Source organism: Bacillus sp. KNSH39 (assembly GCF_052656585.1).
Genome location: NZ_JBQXYO010000001.1, coordinates 4480309 through 4496943 on the forward strand (window position 1 = coordinate 4480309; position 16635 = coordinate 4496943).

The window sequence follows — 16635 nt, forward strand, 5'->3', positions numbered from 1 at the left end:
GGTGGATACTGAAAAATTCTTCTGAATGATACTCGTGTTTTTAGAGGGCGGATTTTTTGGATAAGGATTTAGAATGAAAAAGTATAGGTGATAAAAATGATAGCAACGAAGGATATACGTATAGAAAAAGATTTTTTAGGTGAAAAAGAAGTACCAAGTGTAGCTTATTATGGTGTACAAACATTACGTGCCGTAGAAAACTTCCCAATTACAGGATATCGCATTCATCCATCACTCATTACAGCAATGGCAATTGTGAAAAAAGCGGCGGCGCTTGCGAATATAGATACTGGTTACTTAGCTAAAGACATTGGACATGAAATTGCAGAAGCAGCGCAAGAAATTGTTGATGGAAAGTTTCATGATCAATTTATCGTGGACCCTATTCAAGGTGGAGCCGGAACTTCTATTAATATGAATACAAATGAAGTAATTGCGAATAGAGCGTTAGAACGTATGGGATATGAAAAAGGGGCGTATGCGAAAATTAGCCCAAACACTCATGTGAACATGGCCCAATCAACGAACGATGCGTTTCCAACAGGGATTCATATTGCAACTCTTATGATGTTAGAAAAGCTTCTTATTACAATGGAAGAACTTCATTCTGCTTTTCGTAAAAAAGCAAAAGAGTTTGATCATGTTATTAAAATGGGACGCACACATTTACAAGATGCAGTTCCAATTCGCCTTGGACAAGAATTTGAAGCGTATAGCCGAGTGCTTGCGCGTGATATAAAAAGAATTAAACAGTCTCGTCAACATTTATATGAAGTGAATATGGGCGCGACAGCTGTTGGTACAGGATTAAATGCAAATCCTATGTATATTGAACAAGTGGTAAAACATTTAAGAACGTTTAGTGGATTCCCACTTGTTGGTGCAGAGCATTTAGTTGATGCAACGCAAAATACAGATGCATACACAGAGGTATCTGCAGCACTTAAAGTATGTATGATGAACATGTCTAAAATTGCAAACGATCTTCGTATTATGGCGTCTGGTCCACGTGTTGGGTTAGCTGAAATTCAATTGCCAGCACGTCAGCCAGGTTCATCGATTATGCCAGGAAAAGTAAATCCAGTTATGGCAGAAGTGATTAACCAAGTCGCATTCCAAGTAATCGGAAACGATCATACAATTTGCTTAGCATCAGAAGCAGGACAATTAGAGTTAAACGTAATGGAGCCTGTGCTTGTATTTAATTTAATTCAATCTATTAGTATTATGAATAATGGATTCCGTGTATTCCGTGAATATTGTATTGAAGGAATTACGGCAAATGAAGAATTGCTGAAGCAATATGTTGAGAAAAGTGTTGGAATTATTACAGCAGTTAATCCTCATATTGGTTATGAAGTAGCATCTCGTATTGCACGTGAAGCAATTGAAACAGGGAAATCTGTTAGGGAGTTATGTTTAGAACATGGTGTACTGACAGAAGAGGAATTGGATATTATTTTAGATCCATTCGAAATGACTCACCCTGAAATTGCTGGAGCTTCTTTATTAAAAAATAAAAAAATGTAATGTGAAAAACACCGATCCACTTGGATCGGTGTTTTATTTTTAAAAGATATTAAATACAGCGTTTAATTGAAGTAAGCTAATAACAGCTAAGAAGATTAAACTGTATTTCATTGCTGTCTTAAATAGAGCAGATTCTTTACCAACTAGTCCAACTGCGGCACAAGCAACTGCTACAGATTGTGGTGAAACCATTTTTGCCATTGTACCACCTACTACGTTTAAGGCAACGAGTGTAGAAGGAACGATGTTTAACTGGTCTGCTGTTACTGCTTGAAGTGGTGCGAATAAAGAACCACTTGAAACTACTGAACCTGTAATGAATACGCCAATCCATCCTAAGATTGGAGAAAGAACTGGGAATGCATTACCAGTAGAAGAGAATGCAAGTCCAAGTGTAGATGACATACCAGAGTAGTTTTCTACGTAAGCTAAAGCGATAACGCTACAAATTGTATATACTGGAGCTTTTAATTCTTTCATTGTTTCAATCATTAATTCTTTAACCATTTTACCTTTTACGCGGTAAACGATAAGTGAAACGATAATTGCTAGTACAATCGCAGTAGTTGTAGAAGAGAATACATCAAATTTGAAAACAGCTGCGAAAGGTGTATCAGCTTTTGTAATTGGTGTAGTTTTCATAACAGCATTATGAAGACCAGGGAACTGAATGTTAAATACTAAGTTTGCTAACGCACCATCTGGAGCAAATAAAGCTTTAATCGGTTTTAAGTTAAAGATTGTTACAAATGCAGTTAAGAATACGAATGGAGACCAAGCGTATAAAATTTGATTGAATGTATGTGATACTTTAGTTTCTTGTTTTTCTTCTTTAGTAGAAGATTTTGGTTGCCAAACACGTAAGAATAATGCAAGAGCAATCATACTTACAACTGCTGCGAAAATATTAGTAAGTTCTGCACCTAAGAAGTAAGTCACAGCGAATTGAGTAATAGCGAAAGAAACACCACTTACAAGAATACCTTGCCAAGTTTCTTTAATACCTTTAATTCCATCGACCATTGAAACAAGTAAGAAAGGTAAAATAATACTAATGAAAGGTAAAATAAGAACAGTTTGACGACCAATAGTTAATGCGTCAAGTTGAGTTAATTGTGCTGGCACTGTAACTGGAATACCCATAGCACCCATAGCACCACCAGCAATATTAGCTACTAAACAAATACCTGCTGCTTTTAATGGATTAAAGCCCATACCTACAAGTAGTGCGGCTGTAATAGCAACTGGAACCCCTAGACCAGCTGCACCTTCTAAGAAAGCACCGAAAGAATAAGCGATTAATAATACTTGTAAACGTTGATCATTTGTAATGCTTGAAATACTATCGCGAATAATATTGAATTGCTCTGTTTTAACAGTTAATTTGTAAAGGAAAATTGCGGCGATAACGATAGTACAAATTGGATAAAATCCAGATAAAACACCGAATCCAGCAGATGCTACAGCTACTGTTGCTGGCATTTTATAAACAAATATTGCAAGGATAATAGCGACAATCACACTATAAAGACCAGCCATGTAACTTTTCATTTTGAATCCCATTAAACAAATGATGAAACAAAAGATTGGAAGTGCTGCGATTAGTGCAGATAACCAAATATTGTTTAATGGGTCATAAATTTGTGTCCAAGTACTCATAATAATGACAACTCCTATCTATTATATGTGAAGAAATTCACATTATTTGTGAAACTATTCACAATCAACTTACATGCTTAGTATATTCTCCTTCAACACTATTGTCAACGTAAAAAAGTATAATTATTCCATAATAGTGTTAAAAGAAAAGCTTTGTTCATAAAGTAGACAAAAAACACACTCAAATGAATTTAAGTGTGCTGTATAAACTATTTGCATATTATTTTGCTTATTCAGCTGGCATGTTTCCTATAAGTGTATATTAGATGCCATCTTTTATATCGAGTATAAAGTTTGATATATGAACTGATCTGTCCTATTTGATCTAGTGTGAGGGAGGATTGGTGAGTGGATTTAAATAGGAAGTTTTGCACAACAGTCCAACCGCTTGCAATACGAATAAAAAATTAGAAACAAATTTTTAATATCACATCATCTCTTTTTACTGAAAATTCCTTTTAGCGTAACAAAGAGGTTAATTATAGTTCAACTACATTACGATAGGTTATCAATTATAGACGGTATTTTACAATACCGTTACTGTGCGTTTCAATGAGGTGAAAATATAACAAAAAGCTTGATAAAACAACGTTTGCAAGCAAAGTATTCGTAGGCCATTATTTTGCTTTTTCGTTATATCATATAGTATAATATTCAAAATCAGCAAGGATTTTTTCCTGAATTTTTGCTGATAAAGATGGAAAAATTTTTCGGCTTTATAGGTTGATAAAGTTATGTCGTAACAGGAAATATAAGAACAGATATATAAATAAATAAAAAGAACATAAAAACGCAAATAAAAACGAAAATGAGGGGAACTTTATGAGCCAAAATCAATTCGAATGTCGTATTTCAGAAGAAGATGTACAAATGTTAAGAGCGTTAGCTCACCCACTTCGTCTACGTCTAGTAATGGAACTTATGCAAAGAGGAACATGTAATGTAACACAACTACAGGAAGTATTAGAAATTCCGCAATCAACGGTTTCACAACATTTAACGAAGTTAAAGCAAAATAAAGTAGTGCGCTTTGAAAGACGAGGATTAGAAGTGTATTATCAAATCCATAATGATAAAGTAAGTGCGGTAGTAAAAACATTATTTTCTTAAAATTTGAATATTATGGAAAAAGACGTATGGAATATACGTCTTTTTTTATTTGTCAGAAAGGTAGCGAGAGAGTAAATATTAGCATGTGAGGAAGAAATGACTATCAATCAACATGCTGCCTTACGGAATATATTCTAAAAGGAAAAGAAAAAATAGAAAGGAGTGTAGTAAGCAAAAGGAGGGACAGTAGTATGGATGTGAAACGTGTGAAACAAATTTTATCTTCTTCAAGTAGAATTGACGTTACATATGAGGGCGTACCAGTATGGATTGAGAGCTGTGATGAGCAGAAGGGGAGTGCTCAAGTGTATGATGTATCTAATCCTGGTGAGAGCGTTCATGTGGACGTGACAGCTTTAGAGGAGAAATAATAAAAAAGACGCTTCTCAATTGAGAAGCGTCTTTTTGTTATTCCATCATATGTGCAATTTTCTTAGAGAACATAAGAAGTACTAATCCCAGTACAATTACGATAATACCGATACTTGCGAATACTTCTAAATATCCTAAAGATTGAGTGAAAGCAGCTAATTGTCCTGCTAATAAGTTTGCGCAGCCAGTACCAGCTAACCATACCCCCATTAATAATGATGCTAATTTAACAGGAGCGATTGCACTTACCATAGATAATCCGATAGGTGATAAGAATAACTCACCGATTGTATGGAACATGTAAGTGAATACAATGAATAGTAAGTTTGCCTTTATTGTAATATTACTTTCATCGCTACCAGTTTTTAATACAGCTAAAGTTAGAACTAGATATCCAATTCCTAGTAAAATCATACCTAATGCCATTTTTGTTGGGATTTTTAAATCACCATTTTTTGTTTTCGAAAGTTTAATCCATAATGCAGAAACTGGTAATGCTAATAAGATAATGAATAGTGGGTTTACAGATTGGAACCAAGGTGTTGGAATTGTAAATCCACCGATTGTACGATCTACGAACTTATCTGTGTAAAGTGTTAAAGAACTACCAGCTTGCTCAAATCCTGCCCAGAAGAATACTACGAAACAAGTTAAAATTAAAATTGCAGCAGTGCGTTTTTTCTCTTGTGTTGTTAAAGGTTTTTTCTCAATTACTTTTGCATTTTTTTCTTTAGATTTTTTCCCTACAACAGTTGTTCCGATAGATCCTAAGTAACGAGGTGCTAATAAGTTAAAGGCAATCTGACCAATGATCATACCGATACAAGCTGTTAAGAATCCATATTTATAATCTGCGAAATAACCGCAAATGAATGGAGCAACAAAAGCCCCTAAGTTAATTCCCATGTAGAAGATAGTGAAGGCACTATCACGACGAGAATCGTTTTCGCTATATAATTGACCTAATAAAGTCGAAATATTTGGTTTGAAGAATCCATTACCAATAACTAATAATCCTAATCCTAAAAATAGTCCGGTTTTTGTGTTCATTGAAAATAGTACAAAGTTACCAAGTGCCATGATGATACCACCAATAGTAATGGCATGTCGCTTCGTAATGAAATGGTCAGTTAACCAACCACCGATAATCGGTGTGAAGTATACTAACATTGTGAAAATACCGTAAATTTGAACTGCAACTGCTTTATCAAATCCTAAACCGCCGCTTACTAAGCTCGTTGTTAAATAAAGAACTAATAAGCCACGCATTCCGTAATAACTAAATCTTTCCCATGCTTCTGTAAAGAACAACAAGTATAACCCTGGTGGATGTTTTTTTGGTGATTGTTGCTCTCCAGCTTTGTCTAATTTTAAAGCTGCATCCATTTTTGTTTCCCCCTAATCCTGTATAACGGATATTTATGTAATCATTTTAATTTACAAAATATTTAGAAGTCAATAGAATTATATGGAAATAGAAAGAAAATTTCTAAAAAAGTTCTATTTTTCTTCGACCGTTACTGTATTTTGCCCTGAAAACGAGATGATAAGCGTTTTCAAATGTAATAATTGAATTCTAAAAGAAAATAAAATAGTGATTAATCAGAAAATTTAGATTAAAATATTTATTCTGATATAGAGAAAATATATTCTATTTACTTTTATAATATAACATATTGGGAATAAAAATACAAAATGAAATAATGTGACACTTCAGTGAAATAGAAAATAGCCAGCACCATAGGAGGGTGCTGACTAGAGGTGTATTATTTAACAAAGCGCTTTTCGATGTCATCTAGTAATAGGTTAGCAGCAATTACACCGCCAGCTGTATTCCAAATAACATCGTCGACTTTGTATGCTTTACCATTCTTTACGGCATTTAAATTTTTAAATAGAGGATCGTTTATATATTCTTTTTCTAGTTCAGATCCTTTTTTCTCATTTCCTTTATCGAATGTGAAGTAGAATAATACGTCACCATCCATAGCAGAAATACGCTCTTTAGATACGTTACGCTCTGCAAAATCATCTTTGTTTTGATCTCCAGGACGTTTAAATCCAAGTTCTTTTAAAATAACACCAGAGAATGTATCGCCATGATAAATACGAACATCACCAGGCATGAAACGAACCATAGAGATTTCTTGATTTACTTTATCGCCAAGTTTGCCTTTTAAATCTTTCATACGTGATTCGTAATCAGCTACAACTTTTTGACCTTCTTTTTCTTTATTTAATGCTTTTGCATAAAATTTGAAGTTATCTTTCCATTCACCACGTAATGTTTCTGAGAACACAGTAGGTGCAATTGCTTTTAATTGTTCGTACACTTTTTCGTGGCGCATTTTGTTACCGATAATTAAGTCTGGTTTTAAAGAAGCGATTGTTTCAACGTTAACTTGTCCTTCATCACCAACAACTTTTACATCTTTCATTTTATCCTTAATATGTGGATACCATGGGTCACCAGTCCAAGACTTTACAGCACCAACTGGTTTCACACCTAATTCAAGTAAAGCTTCAGTTCCTTCATTTGTTAAGATAACTACACGTTTTGGATTAGCAGGAACTTCTGTTTTACCCATTGCATGTTCTACAGTAACCACTTCTTTTTTATTATCTTCTTTTGTAGATTCTTCTTTGTTATTTGATTTTCCACAAGCGCTTAAAAGCATTGAAAATGCTAGTAAAAATACAAATACTGTAAACGATTTCTTCCGCATGAAATTCATTATGTACCCCCTATATGTTGAGAATATTTTTCAATAGCAAGCATGATATTAAGCCTTTATCTTTTGATTGTCAATACATATGGGTGAAAATAATTCTCATTTCCGTTGACAATGAGAATTAAGTTGAAATACACTAACAACGTATCATTATACATTGAAGGGGAAACGCTGCATGTTATTAAAAACAAATCGAGCAAAATGGATTGGATTATTTGTTGGAATCATTGCAGTCGTTATTTGTATTTGGGGAAGTATTATTTTCGGATATACAAATACGAGTTGGAAACTAGCATTGGATGCTTTTTTCCATTTTAACGGTTCCAATGAACATATTATTATTCAGAATGTACGTCTGCCTAGGGCGTTAATTGCAGCTAGTGTTGGTGCTAGTTTAGCCATTGCTGGTTGTCTTATGCAAACTTTAACTAAGAATCCACTTGCTTCTCCAGATTTTATTGGATTAAATTCAGGTGCTGCGTTCTTTATAGTTGTAGCAATTGTAATCTTTTCAGTAACATCATTATCAGCTTTCACATGGATTGCCTTTTTAGGAGCGGCGGTTGCAGCTGTACTTGTATTTGCTTCTAGTTCTTTAGGAAAAGAAGGGACTACTCCTCTTAAGTTAACGTTAGCAGGGGTCGCAATTAGTGCGTTATTTTCATCATTAACACAAGGATTACTTGTGTTAAATGAAAAAGCACTTGAAGAGGTATTATTTTGGCTTGCTGGATCTGTGCAAGGGAGAAAGTTAGAAATTTTACAATCTGTATTCCCATATTTATTAATAGGATGGATTGCATCTCTTATGATGGCAGGGAAAGTAAATACATTGATGATGGGAGAAGACGTCGCGAAAGGACTTGGACAACGCACAATTTTAATGAAATCGTTCGTGTTACTTATTATTGTACTGTTGTCTGGTGGTTCAGTTGCGGTTGCTGGTCCAATTGGATTTATTGGAATTATTACTCCGCATTTTGCTAGATTTCTTGTTGGAGTTGACCACAGATGGAGAGTGCCTTATAGCGGATTGTTAGGTGCAATACTACTAATATTGGCTGATATAGCAGCAAGATATGTCATTATGCCACAAGAAGTACCAGTAGGAGTTATGACAGCATTTATTGGAGCACCGTTCTTTATTTATATTGCACGTAAGAGAGGGCTTAGCAAATGAAGAAATATATTCCGTTTCGTATAGGAAAAGGCGAGCTCTCGTTTTTAATGTATAAACGAGCTTGTCTCGTCTTGTTAAGTTTACTAGTTGTTTTAGTAGGATTATTCTTTGCGAGCGCAGGTATGGGGGACATGAAAATTGCTCCTTATGACGTATGGCAAGCAATTACTGGAAATGGCGATGCGATGTCAAATATGGTTGTAAATAAGTTTCGTATGCCACGTATTTTAATTGCTATCCTCGTAGGAATTGCGCTTGCAGTAGCGGGCTGTATTTTACAAGGGCTCGTTCGAAATCCACTTGCTTCTCCTGATATCATCGGGATTACGGGCGGGGCAAGTGTTGCAGTTGTATTATTTTTAGCGCTATTTAGTGATAAAAATAATGCGCTAACTGTAAGCATTCATTATATGCCGTTAGCAGCTTTTGCAGGAGCAACGATTGTAGCGGTTTTTGTATACTTATTTGCATGGAAAAATGATGGATTATCACCAATTATTCTCGTTTTAATTGGTGTTGGATTTTGGGCATTAACGAAGGCGGCAACAACATTATTTATGTTGTTAGCACCAATTTATCAAGCGAGCCAAGCGAATGTATGGATTACGGGTACCGTTTATGGCTCTTCTTGGCAAAATGTTATGGTACTTGCACCGTGGGTTCTCATTTTAACGGTAATATCATTTATAGCTGCTAGACATTTAAATGCGCAAGAGCTAGGGGATGATATTGCGGTAGGACTTGGTGTTCCTTTAACGAAGTCACGCGTATTCATGTTATTACTTAGTACGGCTTTAATTGGGGGAGCAGTTGCCTTCGCCGGAGGGATTGGATTTGTCGGTTTAATGGCACCTCATATTTCACGAAGGCTAGTTGGTTCTTTATACGGTGCATTGCTCCCAGTTGCAGCTATTGTCGGTGCAATTCTAGTACTTGCTGCAGATTTAATAGGGCGTACAATTTTCACACCACTTGAAATTCCAGCAGGGGTATTTACATCAGCAATTGGTGCACCTTATTTTATTTATTTACTTTATAAAAGTCGGAATTCATAAAGGGAGATGAATATGCAAAAAGCATTGGAGACGAAACGCTTGACGTTGTCTTATGGTGAAACAATTATTATTGATGAGTTGAATTTTGAAATTCCAAAAGGTGAAATTACAATCTTTATCGGTTCCAACGGTTGCGGGAAATCAACTTTATTACGTTCACTAGCTAGATTATTAAAGCCAACAACTGGTGACATTTTGTTAGATAATCAAGCTATTCAAAGTATGCAAACGAAGCAAATTGCTCGTCAAATGGCAATTTTACCGCAAGGACCGCAAGCACCAGAAGGGCTTACAGTATTGCAACTTGTAAAACAAGGACGCTATCCATATCAAACATGGCTGAAACAGTGGTCAGAAAAAGATGAGGAAATGGTACAGAAGGCACTTGCAGCAACAGGTATGACAGAATTTGCTGAGCGTGATGTGCATGCTCTTTCAGGTGGGCAGCGTCAACGTGCTTGGATCGCAATGACACTTGCACAAGATACAGATATCATTTTACTGGATGAGCCAACTACATACTTAGATATGACTCACCAAATTGAAGTGCTAGATTTATTATTCGAATTAAATGAAACAGAACAAAGAACAATTGTTATGGTATTACATGATCTGAATTTAGCATGCCGCTATGCAGATAACATTGTAGCAATTCAAGATAAACAAATATATGCACAAGGTAAACCTGAAGAAGTGGTAGATGAGAAACTAGTACGTGATGTATTCCGAATGGAGTGTCAAATTAGTACGGATCCGTTGTTTGGAACACCGCTTTGTATCCCTCACGGAAGAGGAAGACGTGTAGTTAAAGAAGTTGCTCAGGCAATGAGATAAAAAAACGATGAGTGATTCATCGTTTTTTTTTATTTGGTACAAGAAAATAAGAGGAAGAGAGGAATACGTAAGCGACGTTTATACTCTTCTTCATCTTGAAAATAGGTTGGATTTGGTGTAGCTTCTTTTAATGATGTAATGGTAAATCCGGCTTGCTGTAATAATGTGAAATACTCTTCCGTTGTACGATGATATTTAATAACTTCTTGGTCAATTCATGGTTCAACCCGTTTGCCTAGTTTAAAGTAATCATCGACGAGCCAACTCGTTCTTTTACCACTTGTTTGTAAGCTTTCAAATGAAGAAGTAATAACGGGATGTTGAACGCTAAAGGTAAAGGTGCCATTTGTTTTTAAAGTTTGAAATACATTTTGAAAAATAGTATCAAGATGTTCAATATAATGTAAGGCGAGTCTAGATGTTACTAAATCAAAAGTGGAAGAGGGGTAGGTATAATCTTTGAGGTTTAAAAAATGAACAGATCCATTTTTATTTTCTAGTTGTTTTTTAGCTTTTTCATACATAAGTTTGGAGCCTTCAATGCCGGTGTAAGAGTAGCATCCCTTCTCTAATAATTCCGCGCCAAACTTAGCATCACCACAGCCTAAATCGAGAATTTGTTTTCCTTGTACATGACCAATGAGCTGAAAGAATACTGGTTTTTCAATGGATTCATTTGGGCTATTTTCTCGGTATCTTCGTTTCATATATTGTTCGAAAAATGCTGTGTTATTGTATACATCAGATTCTGTAAATGCCATGTTTGAAACCTCCCGAAATATTTTTTTAATTCTATCAAATATGAAAAGTAAATGATAGATTTATTGTAATGAATCATATATAATCTAGAATTGTAAGCGGTTACTTTAAACTATTTTTCTATAATAAATTCTGAAAACGTGTTAAGCTAGTAGAGGGATTATTAGAACTATTAAGACAATAATCCGCTTACATGAACGATGGGAGGCTTCACGATGTCTAGTAAAACACTTGCGAAATTTTTAGAAGAAAATTTAGAGGATTTAAAATCAAAGGGGCTTTATAACGTAATTGATCCGCTTGAGAGTTCAAATGGACCGATCATTACAATTGGCGGAAAAGAATATATTAACTTATCTTCAAACAACTATCTGGGATTAGCAACAGATAGCCGTTTGCAAGAAGCAGCAATTGGTGCTATTCATAAGTACGGTGTTGGAGCAGGGGCTGTTCGTACAATTAACGGTACTTTAGATTTGCATATTAAGTTAGAAGAAACAATTGCAAAGTTTAAACATACAGAAGCAGCAATTGCTTATCAATCAGGATTTAACTGTAATATGGCAGCGATTTCAGCTGTTATGGATAAAAATGATGCGATTCTTTCAGACGAATTAAATCATGCATCTATTATTGACGGTAGTCGTCTATCAAAAGCAAAAATTATTGTTTATAAACATTCTGATATGGAAGATTTACGCCAAAAAGCAATCGCGGCGAAAGAATCAGGTCTTTACAATAAATTAATGGTAATTACAGACGGTGTCTTTTCGATGGATGGAGATGTTGCAAAACTACCAGAAATTGTTGAGATTGCAGAAGAGTTAGATTTAATGACATACGTAGATGATGCACACGGTTCAGGTGTACTTGGAAAAGGTGCAGGAACTGTAAAGCACTTCGGTCTTTCTGATAAAGTTGATTTCCAAATTGGTACATTATCAAAAGCAATTGGGGTAATTGGTGGATATGTAGCAGGGAAACAAAACTTAATTGACTGGTTAAAAGTTCGTTCACGTCCATTCTTATTCTCTACAGCATTAACACCAGCTGATGCAGCAGCTTGCATGAGATCAATTGAAATCTTAATGGAAAGCACAGAGTTACACGATCGCTTATGGGAAAATGGCCGCTACTTGAAACAAGGATTAAAAGAACTTGGCTTTAACATTGGGGAAAGTGAAACGCCAATTACACCTTGTATTATTGGGGACGAAGTATTAACACAAGAATTTAGTAAACGTCTAAATGAAGAAGGTGTATACGCAAAATCTATCGTGTTCCCAACTGTAGCAAAAGGAACAGGGCGCGTTCGTAATATGCCTACAGCAGCTCATACGAAAGAAATGTTAGATGAAGCAATTCTTAAGTATGAAAAAGTAGGAAAAGAAATGGGCATCATTTAAGTAACGACATCTTTTGAATAGCTTGCAAATGAGGAGTGGGGAAAATGAAAAAAATTCTAGTAACCGGTTCTTTAGGGCAAATTGGTTCTGAACTAGTAATGAAACTTCGTGATGTATACGGCGCATCAAATGTTATTGCAACAGATATTCGTGAAACAGATAGTGAAGTAGTAACGTCTGGTCCATTTGAAACGTTAGATGTAACAGATGGACAAAAACTACATGATATTGCAAAGCGTAATGAAGTAGATACAATTATTCATTTAGCAGCTTTACTTTCAGCAACAGCAGAAAAAAATCCGTTATTTGCATGGAATTTAAATATGGGTGGACTTGTAAATGCTCTAGAAGCAGCTCGTGAATTAAACTGTAAGTTCTTCACGCCAAGTTCTATCGGTGCATTTGGTCCATCAACGCCAAAAGATAATACACCGCAAGATACAATTCAGCGTCCTACTACGATGTATGGGGTAAACAAAGTGGCAGGGGAATTACTATGTGATTATTATCATCAAAAGTTTGGCGTTGATACGCGCGGTGTGCGTTTCCCAGGTTTAATTTCTTACGTAGCTCCTCCAGGAGGCGGAACGACTGATTATGCAGTTGAAATTTATTATGAGGCGATTAAAAAAGGTGCATACACCTCATACATTGCTGAAGGAACATATATGGACATGATGTATATGCCTGATGCTTTACAAGCGATCATTTCATTAATGGAAGCTGATCCAAGTAAGCTAGTGCATAGAAATGCATTTAACATTACAGCAATGAGCTTCGAGCCAGAGCAAATTGCAGCGTCAATTCGTAAACACATTCCGACGTTTACAATGGATTATGCAGTAGATCCAGCTCGTCAAACAATCGCTGATAGCTGGCCAAACTCTATTGATGCAACAGCAGCAATGAAAGAGTGGGGCTTTAAAGCAGAATACGATTTAGACAAAATGACAACTGACATGCTGGCTAAGTTAAAAAAAAAGCTCACAGCTGAGTTAGTGATGAATTAATAGGAAGAGTCGATTCTTAGGAATCGGCTCTTTTTGTTTGTATTTTGGTAATATACAAATAATTACAAATGTGATAGAATGAGTTAATTTGTGTGTAAAGGGGAGACAGGGAATGGAGAAATGGGAATTAGCAAAGGAAATTTACAGTACGTCACGTTTAACGGGAACATTTAAGCTTCGATCAGGACAAGTATCAAATCAATATTTTGATAAGTACTTATTTGAATCTAATCCAGTACTGTTATTAGAAATTACTAAACAGTTGAAAGAGCTCATTCCTCCTGATACAGAAGCACTCGCTGGTTTAGAGATGGGAGGAATTCCAGTAGCAACAGCATTATCTTTACAAACAGGTATACCGGTCGTATTTGTAAGAAAAGAAGCGAAGAAGTACGGCACATGTAAGTTAGCAGAAGGCGTTAATATTGCTGGGAAAAATATTTGTGTTGTTGAGGATGTTATTACGACAGGTGGTCAAATATTATTAAGCACGAAAGATTTAAGAGAACTAGGTGCGAAAGTACATCATGTTCTAGGTGTGATTGAACGAACGAAAGAGGGAAGAGAAAACTTATTAGCAGATGGTTTACAACTACATTCTTTATTTACAATGGATGAGTTAATTGAAGGAGAAAAGCAACATGCAAAGAGTTGATGTCGTATATGCACTAATACATGACGAAGAAACAGATAAAATATTAATGGTACATAATGTAGAACAAAACGTTTGGTCATTGCCAGGTGGGGCTGTGGAAAAAGGTGAAATATTAGAGGAAGCACTAATAAGAGAAGTGAAAGAAGAGACAGGTTTAACTGCTACGTTAGGTGGACTTGTTGCGATCAATGAAAAATTCTTTGAAGAATCAGGGAATCATGCACTATTTTTTACATTCCGAGCGAATGTAGAAAAAGGTGAACTTATTGCGGAAGATGAAGGTGAAATTTCTGCAGTAGAGTGGGTGGATCGAACAATTGCGAATGAGCGCTTCCCATACTATGACGGAGGATTTGAATATTTGTTAGAAATAGCCATTCCATACAAGTTTCAACCAGAAACAAAGTAATTGAACGAAAAAACAGGAGCCACAAGGCTCCTATTTTCTATTCAATCGTCTTCAGTAATAATTTTTTCAGTAATGGTTTAATCTTCAGTCGTAAATCTTCAGCGTGATTTGCAACTAAGAAGTGATGGTTATAAATGTTTTTCATCAATTGATAAGTTGCTTCTTTCGCTTCGCCTTCTTCGATGAAGATACCGATTACTTCCATACCACTTTTACGCGCGAGTTTAACAGCTTCATGCGTATCTAAAATTCCGTCTTGTTGATAGTCTAGCGCAGAAGGCTCACCGTCTGTGAAGACTAGTAAGAATTTATGTTTCTCAGGTCTTTTGGCAAGCTTTTCAGAAACGATACGAATAATATATCCGTCGCGGTTATCTTCTTCTTCACGAAGTTGCATAATTTCTGGACCAACGTTTGGTAACGTTGAGTTTTTATAATTTACAACTTCATGGATAACGTTCGGCTTATCTTCAGGTTTAGCGCTAGAGGCATCCTCCCAAAATCCGCTAATAGCGTGCGGGATTTTTAAAGATTTTAAAGCTTCATGGAATAGTACAACACTCTTCTTCGTTTCTTCCATTTTGTTATACATAGAACCAGAACAGTCAACTAACAGTTGGAATGCAACGTCGAGCTCTTGTGATTCTTGCCCTTTTTTATAAAACATGCGAGGCTGCTTTTCAGTATAAATACGAAGGAATTTCTTACGAAGTCTTCCGTAATATTTATCACTATTTGCATTCGTTTTATTTTCAATCGTTTTTTCGATAATTTTCTTTAATTCTTTTACATCTTTATTAACGACTGATTTGATAGCTTGGTAATCCTTTTTCTCATCAGGATTTGGTTTACGTGCTTCTTTAAATGTATGAGAAGCGCCAGTGTTATATTTACCATATGCACCATCATTTTGACTAGAAGCGTGTGAAGCCCTTGCTTCTTCTGTATCAGCGCCATCAAAGTTGGATTGTGTACTTTTTTGAGAAGTACCTTGTACAGAACCAAGTGCTTGGTCGCCATCTTCTGATTCACGAGCAGTATCGCCCATCATGTTTGTTTTTGTTCCGCTTTCTAATTCAAAGCGTAAAAAGTTCTCGTTTTCGTTATTTTTATTTTCACGATGCCATGTGGAGAAACTTTCATCCATTTTGTTTTTATTTTCATCGTCATCTATAAGCTGCGTATCATCATTTGCTAAATCTTCGACGCGACAGTTCTTTTCGTCTGCAAGAACAGATAAATAAAGCGGTGCATGTCCGAAATAGTTGTTAAGCATATCACTTTCAAGAAGCTCCTCTAAGCGGTAGCGAATTTTCTCAACGATATACATAATATCTTCCGTATTACGAGCTTGGAATGTTTCATGCAAAATAGCTTCAATTTGTTCGAAATATTCATTATTAAACATTTCATATTTATCGCTCGTTAATGAAAGATAGCATAGGCAAAATAGACGATCACCGTGATAGTTACGAACGCGATTGATTTCATTTTGTGAGCTAAAGTAATTGCGATACATTTCTTTTCTTCTTTTAAAAACATGCTTCGTGCCAGGACGTAAGTTCTTTACAATTTCCTCAACGCGTAAATCTTCTAATAGAACAAATAATTGTGTTAAAAACTTTTTTAGGGGCGATTCTTGCAATTCAATCGCATAAGAACGAATTAAAGTCATGTCCGAGTAATGTTTATTACCAAGTGCTTTTAAGAACACTTCGCTTTTTAATCCGATTACTGTATCTTCTTCTTTTCGATCATCCCAAAAGTGACTAATGACAACTTTCTTTTCAATTTCGTCGTAGTATGCTTTATAGCCATATTCAAGATAGGCATCGTCTTCTTTTAGAAGGGCATACATTAAGTTTTCCATTTGTAGAAACAGCGACGCATCAATTTTTTTGTCACTAAAAATTTGTCTCATAAA

The 16635-nt window shown here is 35.6% G+C and carries 14 protein-coding genes and 1 pseudogene; 10 read left to right on the forward strand and 5 right to left on the reverse strand.

Translation table 11 applies throughout. The features are described from left to right. The first annotated feature begins 96 nt into the window (after positions 1-96). Positions 97-1530 carry an aspartate ammonia-lyase gene (aspA, locus tag ACUL40_RS22870; protein ID WP_000562156.1) on the forward strand — a complete coding sequence of 478 codons (1434 nt, stop codon included), beginning with the start codon at positions 97-99 and terminating at the stop codon, positions 1528-1530. A 39-nt stretch (positions 1531-1569) separates the two neighbouring features. Here the strand turns inward: aspA and ACUL40_RS22875 are convergent, their stop codons facing one another. Further along, positions 1570-3189: an L-lactate permease gene (locus ACUL40_RS22875; RefSeq protein ID WP_000109096.1), complete on the reverse strand. Its 1620-nt coding sequence runs from the start codon at positions 3187-3189 to the stop codon at positions 1570-1572. Positions 3190-4011: 822 nt separating this feature from the next. Here ACUL40_RS22875 and ACUL40_RS22880 point away from each other — a divergent pair. Together ACUL40_RS22880 and ACUL40_RS22885 are read left to right on the forward strand one after the other, a co-directional pair. Further along, positions 4012-4299, forward strand: coding sequence for an ArsR/SmtB family transcription factor (locus tag ACUL40_RS22880; RefSeq protein WP_000081428.1), 288 nt, complete (start codon positions 4012-4014; stop codon positions 4297-4299). 191 nt (positions 4300-4490) lie between these two features. Next, on the forward strand, positions 4491-4670 hold the full coding sequence (locus tag ACUL40_RS22885) for an acid-soluble spore protein H (RefSeq protein WP_000382679.1): 180 nt from the start codon (positions 4491-4493) through the stop codon (positions 4668-4670). A gap of 37 nt (positions 4671-4707) precedes the next feature. On the opposite strand, the gene ACUL40_RS22890 is transcribed toward ACUL40_RS22885, so the two are convergent. Together ACUL40_RS22890 and ACUL40_RS22895 are read right to left on the reverse strand one after the other, a co-directional pair. Beyond that, the gene (locus tag ACUL40_RS22890) at positions 4708-6057 is read right to left on the reverse strand and encodes a peptide MFS transporter (protein ID WP_000338317.1); all 1350 of its coding nucleotides are present in this window, start codon (positions 6055-6057) and stop codon (positions 4708-4710) included. 380 nt (positions 6058-6437) lie between these two features. Continuing rightward, entirely contained in the window at positions 6438-7406 is a 969-nt protein-coding gene (locus ACUL40_RS22895; protein WP_001010276.1) for an ABC transporter substrate-binding protein, read from the reverse strand. 172 nt (positions 7407-7578) lie between these two features. Here ACUL40_RS22895 and ACUL40_RS22900 point away from each other — a divergent pair, with 172 nt between their 5' ends. The 3 genes from ACUL40_RS22900 to ACUL40_RS22910 are packed head-to-tail and all read left to right on the forward strand — an operon-like array spanning position 7579 to position 10472. Beyond that, positions 7579-8583 (forward strand): FecCD family ABC transporter permease, encoded by a 1005-nt coding sequence (locus tag ACUL40_RS22900; RefSeq protein WP_000925232.1) that lies wholly within the window; start codon positions 7579-7581, stop codon positions 8581-8583. Further along, the gene (locus ACUL40_RS22905; RefSeq protein ID WP_000760060.1) at positions 8580-9638 is read left to right on the forward strand and encodes a FecCD family ABC transporter permease; all 1059 of its coding nucleotides are present in this window, start codon (positions 8580-8582) and stop codon (positions 9636-9638) included. Before ACUL40_RS22900 ends, ACUL40_RS22905 begins: the two co-directional genes overlap by 4 nt. A 12-nt stretch (positions 9639-9650) precedes the next feature. Next, a complete protein-coding gene (locus ACUL40_RS22910) occupies positions 9651-10472 on the forward strand; it encodes an ABC transporter ATP-binding protein (RefSeq protein WP_445423041.1) in 822 nt (273 codons plus the stop codon). Positions 10473-10501: 29 nt separating this feature from the next. Here the strand turns inward: ACUL40_RS22910 and ACUL40_RS22915 are convergent. Next, a pseudogene (locus ACUL40_RS22915) lies at positions 10502-11233 on the reverse strand (class I SAM-dependent DNA methyltransferase). A gap of 213 nt (positions 11234-11446) precedes the next feature. Between ACUL40_RS22915 and ACUL40_RS22920 the strand changes: the two are divergent. The 4 genes from ACUL40_RS22920 to ACUL40_RS22935 all read left to right on the forward strand — a co-directional run bounded on the left by ACUL40_RS22920 (position 11447) and on the right by ACUL40_RS22935 (position 14711). Then, complete coding sequence (locus tag ACUL40_RS22920; RefSeq protein WP_000095905.1) at positions 11447-12637, forward strand: glycine C-acetyltransferase; 1191 nt, start codon at positions 11447-11449, stop codon at positions 12635-12637. A gap of 44 nt (positions 12638-12681) precedes the next feature. Continuing rightward, complete coding sequence (locus ACUL40_RS22925) at positions 12682-13647, forward strand: L-threonine 3-dehydrogenase (RefSeq protein WP_000723125.1); 966 nt, start codon at positions 12682-12684, stop codon at positions 13645-13647. Positions 13648-13759: 112 nt separating this feature from the next. Next, positions 13760-14302: an orotate phosphoribosyltransferase gene (gene pyrE, locus ACUL40_RS22930; protein WP_000417037.1), complete on the forward strand. Its 543-nt coding sequence runs from the start codon at positions 13760-13762 to the stop codon at positions 14300-14302. After that, positions 14289-14711 (forward strand): NUDIX hydrolase, encoded by a 423-nt coding sequence (locus tag ACUL40_RS22935; RefSeq protein WP_006919539.1) that lies wholly within the window; start codon positions 14289-14291, stop codon positions 14709-14711. Before pyrE ends, ACUL40_RS22935 begins: the two co-directional genes overlap by 14 nt. 37 nt (positions 14712-14748) lie before the next feature. On the opposite strand, the gene ACUL40_RS22940 is transcribed toward ACUL40_RS22935, so the two are convergent. Further along, positions 14749-16632, reverse strand: coding sequence for a vWA domain-containing protein (locus tag ACUL40_RS22940; RefSeq protein WP_001248875.1), 1884 nt, complete (start codon positions 16630-16632; stop codon positions 14749-14751). Positions 16633-16635 lie beyond the last annotated feature (3 nt).

Excerpts from the sequence above, each read along its gene's own strand:
- ACUL40_RS22890 (WP_000338317.1), bottom strand. The coding sequence starts at position 6,057 with ATGGATGCAGCTTTAAAATTAGACAAAGCTGGAGAGCAACAATCACCA.
- aspA (WP_000562156.1), top strand. The coding sequence starts at position 97 with ATGATAGCAACGAAGGATATACGTATAGAAAAAGATTTTTTAGGTGAA.
- ACUL40_RS22940 (WP_001248875.1), bottom strand. The coding sequence starts at position 16,632 with ATGAGACAAATTTTTAGTGACAAAAAAATTGATGCGTCGCTGTTTCTA.
- ACUL40_RS22875 (WP_000109096.1), bottom strand. The coding sequence starts at position 3,189 with ATGAGTACTTGGACACAAATTTATGACCCATTAAACAATATTTGGTTA.
- ACUL40_RS22885 (WP_000382679.1), top strand. The coding sequence starts at position 4,491 with ATGGATGTGAAACGTGTGAAACAAATTTTATCTTCTTCAAGTAGAATT.
- pyrE (WP_000417037.1), top strand. The coding sequence starts at position 13,760 with ATGGAGAAATGGGAATTAGCAAAGGAAATTTACAGTACGTCACGTTTA.
- ACUL40_RS22900 (WP_000925232.1), top strand. The coding sequence starts at position 7,579 with ATGTTATTAAAAACAAATCGAGCAAAATGGATTGGATTATTTGTTGGA.
- ACUL40_RS22905 (WP_000760060.1), top strand. The coding sequence starts at position 8,580 with ATGAAGAAATATATTCCGTTTCGTATAGGAAAAGGCGAGCTCTCGTTT.
- ACUL40_RS22925 (WP_000723125.1), top strand. The coding sequence starts at position 12,682 with ATGAAAAAAATTCTAGTAACCGGTTCTTTAGGGCAAATTGGTTCTGAA.
- ACUL40_RS22920 (WP_000095905.1), top strand. The coding sequence starts at position 11,447 with ATGTCTAGTAAAACACTTGCGAAATTTTTAGAAGAAAATTTAGAGGAT.
- ACUL40_RS22895 (WP_001010276.1), bottom strand. The coding sequence starts at position 7,406 with ATGAATTTCATGCGGAAGAAATCGTTTACAGTATTTGTATTTTTACTA.
- ACUL40_RS22935 (WP_006919539.1), top strand. The coding sequence starts at position 14,289 with ATGCAAAGAGTTGATGTCGTATATGCACTAATACATGACGAAGAAACA.
- ACUL40_RS22910 (WP_445423041.1), top strand. The coding sequence starts at position 9,651 with ATGCAAAAAGCATTGGAGACGAAACGCTTGACGTTGTCTTATGGTGAA.
- ACUL40_RS22880 (WP_000081428.1), top strand. The coding sequence starts at position 4,012 with ATGAGCCAAAATCAATTCGAATGTCGTATTTCAGAAGAAGATGTACAA.